At 40.2% G+C, this 12110-nt stretch carries 13 protein-coding genes; all 13 read left to right on the forward strand.

What is annotated here, in order from left to right; all coding sequences use genetic code 11:
- The first annotated feature begins 8 nt into the window (after positions 1–8).
- The 13 genes from hslU (at position 9) to flgD (ending at position 12103) form a co-directional block, all read left to right on the forward strand.
- Entirely contained in the window at positions 9–1418 is a 1410-nt protein-coding gene (hslU, locus tag ABOA58_RS08845; RefSeq protein ID WP_137018743.1) for an HslU--HslV peptidase ATPase subunit, read from the forward strand.
- Between the two features lie 107 nt (positions 1419–1525).
- A complete protein-coding gene (gene codY, locus ABOA58_RS08850) occupies positions 1526–2305 on the forward strand; it encodes a GTP-sensing pleiotropic transcriptional regulator CodY (protein ID WP_057278408.1) in 780 nt (259 codons plus the stop codon).
- Between the two features lie 760 nt (positions 2306–3065).
- Positions 3066–3461 carry a flagellar basal body rod protein FlgB gene (gene flgB / locus ABOA58_RS08855; protein ID WP_350301997.1) on the forward strand — a complete coding sequence of 132 codons (396 nt, stop codon included), beginning with the start codon at positions 3066–3068 and terminating at the stop codon, positions 3459–3461.
- Positions 3461–3919 carry a flagellar basal body rod protein FlgC gene (gene flgC, locus ABOA58_RS08860; protein ID WP_076366538.1) on the forward strand — a complete coding sequence of 153 codons (459 nt, stop codon included), beginning with the start codon at positions 3461–3463 and terminating at the stop codon, positions 3917–3919. Before flgB ends, flgC begins: the two co-directional genes overlap by 1 nt.
- A 23-nt stretch (positions 3920–3942) precedes the next feature.
- Positions 3943–4251: a flagellar hook-basal body complex protein FliE gene (gene fliE, locus ABOA58_RS08865; RefSeq protein ID WP_137019749.1), complete on the forward strand. Its 309-nt coding sequence runs from the start codon at positions 3943–3945 to the stop codon at positions 4249–4251.
- Positions 4252–4344: 93 nt separating this feature from the next.
- Positions 4345–5943 carry a flagellar basal-body MS-ring/collar protein FliF gene (gene fliF / locus ABOA58_RS08870; RefSeq protein WP_350301998.1) on the forward strand — a complete coding sequence of 533 codons (1599 nt, stop codon included), beginning with the start codon at positions 4345–4347 and terminating at the stop codon, positions 5941–5943.
- A gap of 13 nt (positions 5944–5956) precedes the next feature.
- Positions 5957–6976 carry a flagellar motor switch protein FliG gene (fliG, locus tag ABOA58_RS08875; protein WP_101224644.1) on the forward strand — a complete coding sequence of 340 codons (1020 nt, stop codon included), beginning with the start codon at positions 5957–5959 and terminating at the stop codon, positions 6974–6976.
- A complete protein-coding gene (gene fliH / locus ABOA58_RS08880; RefSeq protein ID WP_350301999.1) occupies positions 6969–7733 on the forward strand; it encodes a flagellar assembly protein FliH in 765 nt (254 codons plus the stop codon). The genes fliG and fliH overlap by 8 nt, the downstream gene beginning before the upstream one ends.
- Positions 7734–7735: 2 nt before the next feature.
- Complete coding sequence (gene fliI, locus ABOA58_RS08885; RefSeq protein ID WP_350302000.1) at positions 7736–9055, forward strand: flagellar protein export ATPase FliI; 1320 nt, start codon at positions 7736–7738, stop codon at positions 9053–9055.
- A 2-nt stretch (positions 9056–9057) separates the two neighbouring features.
- On the forward strand, positions 9058–9504 hold the full coding sequence (gene fliJ / locus ABOA58_RS08890; protein ID WP_350302001.1) for a flagellar export protein FliJ: 447 nt from the start codon (positions 9058–9060) through the stop codon (positions 9502–9504).
- 4 nt (positions 9505–9508) lie between these two features.
- Positions 9509–10126, forward strand: coding sequence for a MotE family protein (locus ABOA58_RS08895; RefSeq protein WP_350302002.1), 618 nt, complete (start codon positions 9509–9511; stop codon positions 10124–10126).
- A 25-nt stretch (positions 10127–10151) separates the two neighbouring features.
- On the forward strand, positions 10152–11459 hold the full coding sequence (locus ABOA58_RS08900) for a flagellar hook-length control protein FliK (protein ID WP_350302003.1): 1308 nt from the start codon (positions 10152–10154) through the stop codon (positions 11457–11459).
- Positions 11460–11467: 8 nt separating this feature from the next.
- On the forward strand, positions 11468–12103 hold the full coding sequence (flgD, locus tag ABOA58_RS08905) for a flagellar hook assembly protein FlgD (RefSeq protein ID WP_350302004.1): 636 nt from the start codon (positions 11468–11470) through the stop codon (positions 12101–12103).
- Positions 12104–12110: the final 7 nt, after the last annotated feature.

Below are 12110 nucleotides of genomic sequence, written 5' to 3' on the forward strand. Positions count from 1 at the left end.
GAGCGCAAATGTCAAAAAAAGCTAATTTAACACCGAGGCAAATCGTTGAAAAACTGGATCAGTATATCGTAGGGCAGCGTGAGGCAAAACGGGCAGTGGCAGTGGCTCTTCGGAATCGCTACCGACGTTCCCTTCTCTCGGATCAACTTCGTGACGAAGTCGTTCCGAAGAATATATTAATGATTGGACCGACAGGCGTTGGGAAAACAGAAATAGCTCGGAGAATGGCTAAATTGGTAGGTGCTCCTTTTGTAAAAGTTGAAGCAACGAAATTTACGGAAGTCGGGTATGTCGGCCGGGATGTAGAGTCCATGGTCCGTGACTTGGTGGAGACTTCCGTCCGCCTCGTGAAGGAAGAAAAGATGGCCAGCGTAAAGGAACGGGCAGAGGAAAATGCAAATCGCCGTTTAATAGAGCTATTAGTGCCATCCACTAAAAAACAGAGTAATTTCAAGAATCCGCTTGAAGTCTTTTTTGGAGGCAATAACAATCAAGACGAACAGGACCCGGAAGAAAATTCCGAAGATTTAAGTTTGCAGGAAAAAAGAAAAATCGTCGCTGAAAAGCTGGCTAATGGTGAGTTGGAAAGTGAAATGATAACGGTCGAAGTGGAAGAACAGGCAGCTTCGATGTTTGATATGCTCCAAGGTTCGGGAATGGAACAAATGGGGATGAACATGCAGGACGCTTTAGGAAGCTTGATGCCGAAAAAAAGCAAGAAGCGCAAATTGAAAGTAAGTGAAGCGAGAACCGTTTTAACAAATGAAGAAGCGGCGAAATTGATTGATATGGATGAAGTCACTTCCGATGCAGTATACGGGGCTGAGCAAAATGGGATTATCTTTATTGATGAAATAGACAAAATTGCAAGTAAGCAATCTGGAAGTTCATCAGCGGATGTATCAAGAGAGGGTGTCCAAAGGGATATCCTGCCAATTGTTGAAGGTTCGACAGTAGTGACTAAATATGGGTCAGTTAAAACGGATCATGTCCTATTTATTGCTGCTGGGGCCTTTCATATGGCTAAGCCATCCGACCTTATCCCTGAATTACAAGGTAGATTCCCAATTCGTGTTGAATTGAACAAACTGACTGTAGACGACTTTGTACGGATTCTTCATGAACCGGATAATGCCTTGTTAAAACAATATGTTGCATTATTAGAAACTGAAGGTATAGAAATTGAATTTTCTGACGATGCTGTTCGTAAGATAGCTGAAGTGGCCTTCGAAGTAAATCAAAACACTGACAATATTGGTGCGAGAAGACTTCATACCATTTTGGAACGGTTGCTTGAAGACTTATCGTTTGAAGCTCCGGAAATAACGATGGAGAAGATTACAATTACCCCCCAATATGTCGAAGGTAAGCTTGGTTCTATCGCCCGGAACAAAGATTTAAGCCATTTTATCCTTTAATTAAGAAACAATTGGGCAATGATTTGCCTAGGTAATGAAAATAAAATTACGGAAATACAACTTCATAGTTATTGTGAACCATGGTATTTTTAGGAGGAACAAATCAAATGAACTTATTAGCAAAAACAAGAAAAATCAATGCAATGCTCCAAAAAGCAGCAGGTAAAGCAGTTAACTTCAAGGAAATGGCAGAAAGTTTAAGTGAAGTTATCGAAGCGAATGTTTTCGTCGTCAGCCGCCGCGGGAAATTACTTGGCATAGCGGTAAGTCAGCAAATTGAAAACGAACGCATGTACAAAATGTTGGAAGATAAACAATTCCCAGAAGAGTACACAAAAAACCTTTTCAATATTCCCGAAACCTCTTCGAACCTTGATATCGAAAGCGAATATACTGCTTTCCCAGTCGAAAATAAAGAGCTTTTCGCAACTGGATTAACAACGATCGTACCGATTATGGGTGGGGGAGAACGTTTAGGAACATTGGTACTTGCCCGATTACAAGAAAAATTTCACGATGATGATTTAATTTTGGCTGAATATGGTGCGACTGTAGTCGGCATGGAAATCCTGCGTGAAAAATCAGAGGAGATAGAAGAAGAAGCTCGTAGTAAAGCTGTCGTTCAAATGGCAATTTCCTCGTTATCTTACAGCGAATTGGAAGCAATTGAGCACATCTTTGAGGAGCTTAAAGGTAATGAAGGTCTGCTTGTAGCATCCAAAATTGCAGACCGTGTCGGCATCACCCGTTCCGTTATCGTAAATGCACTAAGGAAACTGGAAAGTGCAGGAGTCATTGAATCACGCTCTCTTGGAATGAAAGGTACTTATATCAAAGTATTGAACGATAAATTCCTACTTGAATTAGAGAAGCTTAAAAATAATTAACATACTAAAAAGGCAGTCCTTGAAAAAGGGCTGCCTTTTTTTGTGTGATATTTGGATCTGTTGCTGTTCTGGGACTAACAGGCAAATGCGGGTGTATGACAGGGGTAGAAAGGAAAAAGAGGTAATTCGGATTAAATGGAAATGTGAATATAGGCATGTTTTCTATTAGAAGCAGTAATAATAGTTAAATTTTTCTTTAAAAGGGTAATTATATTATTATAACTGTCGATATGATGAAAATGAACGATGATGGCACTTTTTGATTTTAAAAATCCTATTGATAAGGGGGTTCAGCCAGTTGGGGATTTTGTCGACTGGATCAGAGCTTTAAAAAACATCGTTTTTTTCAAAAAAAAGAAAAAATGCAGTAATCATTGTTACCTTAAGAATCCTTTATTTGAAAGGCTGAAATCAACTAAAATGAATTAAAAAATTTAAAGTAAATTTGAAAATTAGTTCTAAAGTATCAGGTATATGGATTTGTTTTTCGATATGATATATAAGCTAATAGCAGTAAAATTTGGTTAATATGTAGAATATCATAATAAAATGTAATATAACGTCATATTAATCCTGTAATTATACTAATAAAAACGACAAATTTGAGCGATTTGTGACATTTTTCGACGATAATAGGTCTAAAGTCTATGTATTGTTTATGGACATAGTAATAATGTTTCTTTAAAATTAAAACGTAAATGCGCTGGATTAATTTATTGACAAAGTCATTATCTGTTAATTATAGAAAGAGGTGATCGATATGGAATTATTTTCGAATACTTTTCAATCACTTGAAAATGCCCTTGATTATTCTAATGCCAAACAAAAAGTCATTTCACAGAACATAGCCAATTCGGATACGCCTAATTATAAAGCTAAAGAGGTCGACAAAACACAATCCTTTAAGGGAGAACTGGAATCTTCCCTGGAGTCATATCGTACCGATGAACGACATTTTACCTTCAAATCAGAGGGGAGTAATGCTTCTCACATCGTGACGCAGAAAAATGTCCGATATAACAATAATGGAAATAGCGTGGACGTTGATAAGGAAATGACGGACCTTGCTGCCAACCAGATTTATTATAATGCAGTAACCGACAGGCTTTCAGGCAAGTTTCAATCATTGCAGAATGTAATTAGAGGAGGTAAGTGATGGGAATCTTCCAAAGTATAAACATGACCGGATCTAGCCTGACGAGTCAAAGGGTAAGGATGGATGTAATCTCCGCTAATATGGCTAATGCCGATACTACCAGGGCGGAATATGACGCCGAATCAAAAACATGGAAGCCATACACAAGAAAATCGGTTGTGTTGCAAAGTAAGGAAAACGGCTTTTCGAGTTTCTTAAACGCAGCATCAGGAAAAACGAGCGAGGTAGGGAATGGAGTGAAGGTGACTGGAATAGTAAAAGATAAAACACCTTTTGAACTGGATTACAATCCCGAACATCCTGATGCCAATGAAGATGGTTATGTTGAAATGCCAAATGTCGACCCGCTTCGGGAAATGGTTGATTTAATGAGTGTCACTCGCTCATACGAAGCGAATGTGACAGTTTTAAATGCATCAAAGGGAATGATGATGAAAGCTTTGGAAATCGGGAAATAAAAGTTTGAAAGGAGATTGTTGATATGGAAGGGATTTCTCTTTCTGCAGTGAACAATGCAAGTAATGTTCTGAAAAAAGAGCAAAACAAGACTAATACACCATACGAAGCACAGCAAGATTTTGCGTCGGTATTAAAAGAATCAATGAATAAAGTCAACGAAACACAAGTGGCATCTGACGATCTTACAACCAAATTGGTTAATGGGGAGGATGTTGAGCTTCATTCGGTGATGATAGCTTCACAAAAAGCCAGCGTTACCATGCAGGCTACATTAGAGGTTCGGAATAAGGTTGTGGAAGCCTACCAGGAAATGATGAGAATGAGTATATAGCATTCATTTTTTAACCTCATTATATAGAGAAAAATGACCAGGGGGAAAAGAAATCCCCCAATCATAAATTCATAGACTGACCGGGGGATTTAAATGAATGAAGTACTAGTGAACTTTAAAAACAAAATAACTGCTTACTGGACAAGCCGCAGTAAAAAACAAAAATTCATGATGATTGGTTCAGCGGCATTAATTATCATCATCATTACGGCAGTTTCAATTTTAACCACGCGTACTACGCTGGTGCCCTTATATTCCAACTTAACTCCTTCGGAAACGGGGAGCATTAAAGAAAATTTAGACAGTCAAGGGATTATGAATGAAGTTTCTGAAAATGGAACGACCATAAAAGTTCCAGAAGAAAAACTGGATTCACTTAAAGTGGAACTGGCAGCTGAAGGAATTCCGGAATCAGGCAGTATTGACTATTCCTTTTTTAGTCAAAGTGCCGGTATCGGAATGACTGAAAATGAATTCAATGTCATTAAACTTGACTCTATGCAAACGGAATTGGCCAGTTTAATAAAAAAGATTGATGGAGTAGAAGATGCCAGTGTTATGATCACTCTTCCTGATAAAGGAGTTTTTGTCAGTGATTCAGCTGGGGAAGCGTCAGCATCGATTGTATTGAATACGAAACCCGGTTATAAATTTGAAGAAAGTCAAATCAATTCCCTTTATCATCTGGTCTCAAAAAGTGTTCCGAATCTCCCTACAGATAATATCGTCATTATGAACCAAGAGTTTGAGTACTTCGATCTTGAAAATGAAAATTCTTCTTTCGCGTCCGCATTTGCAACCCAAAACGAAATAAAAAAAGAAATAGAACGCGATATTCAAAGACAGGTACAAAATATGCTTGGAACGTTAATGGGGAGAGACAAAGTGGTTGTTTCAGTCACGACAGACCTTGATTTCACTCAAGAAAATCGGGAAGAGAATTTAGTGGAACCGGTCGATGAAGAAAATATGGCTGGAATTGAGATTTCCGCGCAAAGGATCAATGAATCGTATAGCGGGGACGCAGCAGGTGCAGGAGGCGTTCCGCAAAGTGAGGATTCCTCAGATTCATTGGGATCGAGTTACGTTGAAGGCACAAACGGATCCGGTGATTATGAAAAAGTAGATGAAACGATAAATAGTGAAGTGAACCGAATCAAGAAAGAAATAGTCGAAAGCCCATATAAAGTCAAAGATTTAGGTATTCAGGTCATGGTCGAACCGCCCACAGCTGACGATCCGAATTCTTTATCTCAACAGAGTATGGATGATATTACACAAATCCTTGGTACGATAATCCGCACGACAATCGAGAAAAAAGCTGAAGGGGAAGAGCTGACGGACGAGGAGCTTAATAATAAAATTGCGATTTCCGTTCAGCCGTTTAATGGAAAAATGAAGTTGCAAAAAGATGAAACGAAACCTTCGTTACCAATATGGGCATACATCGTCGGCGGATTGCTAATACTTGCCATTATCATTCTCTTAATCTTATTCCTCCGTTCACGAAAGCAAACTGAAATGGAAGAGGAGTACGTGGTTGAAGAGGAAGAAGTCGTATTCGATGTTCCGGATCTGAACAAAGAGAAGGAAACGGAAGCATCTTTAAAAAGAAAACAACTGGAGAAGCTGGCAAAAGATAAGCCAGATGAATTTGCAAAATTATTAAGAAGCTGGATAGCAGAAGACTAGGAGGCTTAAGAAAATGACAGATAGAAAAAAAAAGGCCGGATTGACTGGCAAACAAAAAGCTGCCATCCTCCTTATTTCCTTAGGCCCGGATGTTTCTGCATCCGTTTATAAGCATCTTTCCGAAGAGGAAATTGAGAGATTGACCCTTGAAATTTCGGGAGTGAGGAAAGTGGACTCCCAAGATAAAGAGGAAATTCTGGAAGAATTCCATAATATTGCTTTGGCACAGGATTATATCTCCCAGGGCGGGATAGGATATGCCAAGCAGGTGCTTGAAAAGGCATTAGGTACTGATCAGGCAACCGCCATCATTAACCGTTTAACATCATCCTTGCAGGTTCGTCCATTCGACTTTGCGAGAAAGGCAGATCCTGGACAGATTTTGAATTTCATTCAGAACGAGCATCCGCAGACCATTGCATTGATCTTGTCCTATCTTGATCCTACCCAGGCTGGACAAATATTGTCTGAACTTCCGCAAGAGGTGCAGGCCGATATTGCAAGAAGGATTGCTTTAATGGATAGCACTTCTCCGGAAATCATCAATGAAGTGGAGCAAATACTCGAAAGGAAACTTTCAGCGACTGTAACCCAAGATTATACACAGACTGGTGGAGTGGAAGCCGTTGTAGATGTGTTGAATGGTGTTGACCGCTCAACGGAAAGAACGATCTTGGATGCACTTGAAATTCAAGATCCGGAGCTTGCTGAGGAAATCAAGAAACGAATGTTTGTTTTTGAAGATATCGTGACCCTTGATGGCAGAGCGATTCAGCGCGTTGTCAGGGAATCCGATAACGAAGATCTTAAACTTTCTCTTAAAGTGGCTAGTGATGAAGTGAAGGAAATCGTTTTCCGAAACATGTCAAAACGTATGGTTGAAACGTTCCAGGAAGAAATGGAATATATGGGGCCGGTACGTTTGCGTGATGTAGAAGAAGCACAATCAAGAATTGTTGCCGTCATTCGACGACTGGAGGAAACTGGAGACATCGTGATTGCCCGCGGCGGAGGGGATGATATCATTGTCTAGGATTATCAAATCCCAGCAGGCTAACCAGGAGAAAAGCAAAAAGATAGCGATAAAAGTTCGCCCTTTTGACTTTCTTCAAAATGGTGATGCAGATGAGCGAAAAAACCTTCATTATATTCAATCTGATGAATTTCTCAAAGATGCCAAACAGGAAGCGGAAACGTTATTGCTCGATGCTAAGCATAAAGCCCAAGCGATTGCTGCTGAAATCCAGCAAGACCGAGAACTTTGGGAGAATCAAGAAAAAGCAATGTTTATCGAACAAGCTCAAAAAGAAGGGTATCAGCAGGGTGTCGAAGATGGGATCCAAAAGGGTTATAGCGAAATTGCCACGGAAATAGCTTTCGCAAAAGAAGTGGTGGAGTCCTCTAAAAAAGATTATCGGCACCATATCGAAACATCTGAAACCGTTATTTTGAATCTTGCCCTGAAGGTGGCAGAGAAAATTATCGGGCAACAGCTTGAAAAAGATGAAGAGTCTTTTTTATCCATAGTCAAAAGAGCCATCAAAGAAGTTAGGGATTACCGTGAAGTGCAATTGCATATCCATCCGATCCGATATCACTCGATTCTTTCTCATAAAGATGAGTTGATGGCAATCTTTCCGAAAGATACTGAGCTGTATATCTTTCCGGATGATGAGCTTGAAGAAAGCAGCTGTATCATCGAATCCGAAAACGGAAGGATGGATGCGAGTGTCGACAGTCAGCTGCAGGAAATAAAAGTGAAACTAACTGAATTGCTGGAAGGGGAATAAAGATGAAAACTAGAGACCTATTGCCCTTGGTTGATGAAGTTGATCCATTCAAACATTATGGACGGGTCAAACGTGTCGTGGGGTTAATGATAGAATCTCAAGGCCCTGAAAGCTCTGTAGGTGATGTTTGTTATATCCATACAGGCATACAAAAAAAGAAAAATCGAATCTTAGCCGAAGTGGTCGGTTTCCGTGATGAAATGGTTATTTTAATGCCTTTTACAGCAGTTAGTGATATTGCACCGGGCTGTATCGTGGAAGGAAGCGGACGGAGCCTTGAGATAAAGGTGGGAAGTGGACTTATTGGCAAAGTAGTCGATCCATTGGGACATCCTATTGATGACTCACTTCTTCCAAAAGGTCTGGCGACAATTTCTGTGGATCAAGATCCGCCGAATCCGATGAAACGACCTCCCATTAATGAACCGATAGATGTAGGAGTCCGGGTAATTGATAGTTTATTAACAGTTGGTAAAGGACAACGTGTTGGTATCTTTGCAGGAAGCGGCGTCGGGAAAAGCACGTTGCTTGGTATGGTAGCAAGGAATACGACGGCTGACTTAAACGTAATCGGTCTTATTGGAGAACGTGGCCGTGAAGTTCGTGAATTCATCGAGAAAGATCTTGGACCGGAAGGACTGGCACGATCAATCGTTGTGGTGGCGACATCTGACCAGCCAGCGTTGATGAGGATAAAGGGAGCTTTGACGGCAACTGCCATCGCGGAATATTTTCGTGATAAGGGATTGAATGTAATGCTGATGATGGATTCGGTCACGAGGGTTGCGATGGCCCAGAGGGAAATTGGGCTTGCCATCGGGGAACCGCCGACGACCAAAGGGTATACCCCCTCCGTATTCGCCATCCTGCCAAGGTTACTCGAAAGAACGGGTACAAATCAGCTCGGTACCATTACAGCTTTTTATACGGTACTCGTCGACGGTGATGATATGAATGAACCGATTGCTGATGCTGTCAGGGGAATTTTGGATGGTCACTTCATACTGGACCGAAACTTAGCCAATAAAGGACAGTTTCCAGCGCTCAATGTATTAAAGAGCATTAGTCGTGTCATGAACAATATAGTTGGTGACAAGCATAAAAACGCCGCGGAAAAAGTACGGGCAAGTTTATCAACTTATATGGAGTCGGAAGATTTGATTAATATAGGAGCTTATAAGAAGGGTTCTTCCAAACAAATTGATAACTCGATTACACGCTATCCGGAAATCATTTCATTTTTGAAGCAAGGAACCCATGAAAAAGCTACCAAAGATAATAGTATCAATGCCCTTGTCGAATTGATGGAGAAAGGTGATTAATAATGATTTATCAATATAAATTCGAGAAGATCCTGACCATCAAAGAAAAAGAAAAAACCGATGCACTAGCTAAATATAATGCTGCTTTAAAAAAATTTGAAGACGTGGCAGAAAAGTTGTATAAGCTTTTAAAGAAAAAGGAAGAGTTGCTTGAGTTTCAACAGGAAAAGCTGCGAAATGGATTATCCATACAGGAAATTCGTCATCATCAGTTATTTATGGACAACTTGGAAAAACTCTTAAACCACTGTCAACATGAAGTCATTGAAGCTCGATACAAGATGAATATTCAACGGGATATATTAATGGAAAGAAATATCGAGGTTAAAAAGTACGAGAAAATGAAAGAAAATGATTTTCTTAAATTCCTCGATGTCATTAAGGAAGCTGAGAACAAACAAATGGATGAAATATCAATCCGGCAATTCTTAAGCAAAGGCGTAAGGTGATGGAATGCGTAAAAAAGGTGAATCTAATGGATTGGAAGAATTGGAAGAAAGCAAGATAAGTAAGTTTCAATGGTTTCTTGTCATCTTCATTCCATTAATCTTTGCGGTAACTGTAGCGTTGATCGTTTTTACAGTAGCAGGGGTGAATGTAGTGGAAAAGGCAAAGGATATGTCTGCGAAAATACCCTTCATTGAATCGAATCAAAAGGATGAAGAGAAAGATAAACCAGCCAAGAGTGATGAGAAAGTTACCATGAAGCTCGAAAAATTAGAAACCGAGATTGAAAACAAGGAAAAAGAGATAGACAAGCTTGAGAGCATCATCGATACACGCGACAAGGCCATTGAAAAGGCAGAAGCGGAAAAACAGCAGCTTCAAACAGAAATGAATCAACTTAAAGATAGTCAGAATAATAGTAAACAAGCGTTTAAAGATATAATCCGTACTTATGAAACGATGGCTCCCAAGAAGGCTGCACCCATCATTACCGAAATGAATGATGAAGATGCAGTGAAGATTCTCTCAAGTATGAAAGCAGCCACTTTAGCTAAGGTTTTGGAGCAAATGACAACGGCTGATGCTGCAAGGTTAACGAAGAAACTAACGGAACAAAGTTCTTAAGTGGAAAGAGTTAGGAGGTGAATATATGAATTCTGCCATTAATTCTTTACTTCCCTTGGCATCATTAAGTATAAAGGTACCAATTAAGCCAAATCAGCAATCTAATTCAGGGTTTGGGTCAGTCCTTCAATCAGCGATAGGGGCAGAACCTCCCATTCCATCGGATATAGGCGGCAACCCTGAAGGACGAATGTCTGAAATAAACGATTTGCTTGGTTTTTTGAAACTTGAAAGGTTAAGTGATACAGGGGAAGAGAGTGCAGCCGTTGCCCCTTCAGTAAACAAACAAGACAGCAGCCTTATTTTACAGGTCCTAAAAAATATAGTTGGAAATGATGAGGGTGCCCTTGATGATTTCTTTGCGAGCATCGAGGAACTGGATTTAGAACAAGAAGGTGAGGACTTCAGCCTGAATCCACAAAGTTTGTTATCAGCCAATGTCATGGAACTGTATACCACCCTGAAAAAAGTTACTGTATTGAGCGAAGAAGAATGGCATGACCTCCCATTATCTGGTGTGGTGAATCTTTTGAAACTGGTGAAAATTCAAGATCTTCTCTCGGAGAATAAGGATATGACACAAGATGAAGCGGCCATCCAGAAACAAATGAAACACCTGCTTGAAGGGATAACGGGGAAGCTGGAGAAATGGCTGTCCAATCAGTCAAAATCAAAAACAGAACCTGACCAATCCAACACTTTGGAGACAGGGCAAACTAAAGCAATAGAAACATTTAAAAGCGCATTCTCGCATTTATCTGGGAGTGACAAGGTAAATAAAGACGGAGCAGTCGCTAGCAGTGTGACTTTGCAAAGCCCGGATAGCGGTAAACATCAAGGGTCTGGTATGCCTTTTCTCATGACAAAGCTGGAGCAATTCGTCTTGGCGGCTCCCAAAGGTGAGCAAACTGTCAGTCAAGATGAATTTGTTAAGCAATTTGAAAATATTTTAAGTAAGGCGAACTTTAGCGGAACTAACGGTGTAAATAAACTGTTGATCAGATTGAATCCAGAACATTTAGGGTCCCTAAGAATCGAGCTGATTCAAAAAGATGGTATGCTGTCAGCCAAGATTCTGGCTACTACTGCCCAGGCCAAAGATATGCTGGAGAATCAGATTCATGGTTTAAAACAAGCGTTTAGCGGACAAAACATTCAAATTGAAAGAATTGAAATATCACAGGCCTTCAATGCTTTTAACTCTGAGAAATTCAGCCAGAAAGACGCGGATGAACATAATGAACAACAGGAGAGTAAGGAAGAAAGCAATGATGAGACGGAAAGCGAGTTTACGGGATCCCTTGCCGATGCTCTGTTAAATCTAGAAGTGTAGGTGAAAAAATGACGACCATCGATACATCACTATTATTATCAAAATCTCAAACTGAAAACAGAAAAACCGGGGATGCATTGGGAAAAGATGATTTCTTGAAATTGTTGCTTACCCAGCTTCAAAACCAAGATCCGTCAAGCCCGATGGACAATACCGAGTTCATCGCCCAAATGGCCACTTTTTCTTCTCTGGAACAGATGATGAATATGGGAGCCCAAATGGAAGAAATAATCGGGATCAATCAGCAAAATAGTTTAATGAACTATAACTCTTTTGTCGGAAAGGAAGTCACTTGGCACAAATTGGATGAAGGCGATGATGACCTTGCGATAGAAGAAGGAACAGGCATCGTTAAATCGATCCAATATAAGGGTGATGGCGTTTATTTTCTTTTAGAAGATGGCACAAAGCTTGAACCCGCAAATATTTCGGCAATGAAACAAACAAGTTCCACGTCGAATAGCTTGACGTCGGCAAGCGAATTAATAGGCAAGCGCGTTTCCTGGATGGATGAAAAAAATGGAGAGACATCAGCTGTCGTAATCTCGGTATCCATGAGTAATGGCAAACTGCAAATTGAAGTGGATGATGAAAACAACACCAAGTTATCATCAGAGCAATTGATAAAAATCGCTGAAGCCTAAGGGGCGG

The organism is Peribacillus frigoritolerans, assembly GCF_040250305.1.
Lineage (GTDB): Bacteria > Bacillota > Bacilli > Bacillales > DSM-1321 > Peribacillus.

Coding starts and splice junctions, on each gene's coding strand:
- codY (WP_057278408.1), top strand. CDS start 1,526: ATGAACTTATTAGCAAAAACAAGAAAAATCAATGCAATGCTCCAAAAA.
- ABOA58_RS08900 (WP_350302003.1), top strand. CDS start 10,152: ATGAATTCTGCCATTAATTCTTTACTTCCCTTGGCATCATTAAGTATA.
- fliG (WP_101224644.1), top strand. CDS start 5,957: ATGACAGATAGAAAAAAAAAGGCCGGATTGACTGGCAAACAAAAAGCT.
- fliE (WP_137019749.1), top strand. CDS start 3,943: ATGGAAGGGATTTCTCTTTCTGCAGTGAACAATGCAAGTAATGTTCTG.
- fliJ (WP_350302001.1), top strand. CDS start 9,058: ATGATTTATCAATATAAATTCGAGAAGATCCTGACCATCAAAGAAAAA.
- flgB (WP_350301997.1), top strand. CDS start 3,066: ATGGAATTATTTTCGAATACTTTTCAATCACTTGAAAATGCCCTTGAT.
- flgD (WP_350302004.1), top strand. CDS start 11,468: ATGACGACCATCGATACATCACTATTATTATCAAAATCTCAAACTGAA.
- fliF (WP_350301998.1), top strand. CDS start 4,345: ATGAATGAAGTACTAGTGAACTTTAAAAACAAAATAACTGCTTACTGG.
- ABOA58_RS08895 (WP_350302002.1), top strand. CDS start 9,509: ATGCGTAAAAAAGGTGAATCTAATGGATTGGAAGAATTGGAAGAAAGC.
- hslU (WP_137018743.1), top strand. CDS start 9: ATGTCAAAAAAAGCTAATTTAACACCGAGGCAAATCGTTGAAAAACTG.
- flgC (WP_076366538.1), top strand. CDS start 3,461: ATGGGAATCTTCCAAAGTATAAACATGACCGGATCTAGCCTGACGAGT.
- fliI (WP_350302000.1), top strand. CDS start 7,736: ATGAAAACTAGAGACCTATTGCCCTTGGTTGATGAAGTTGATCCATTC.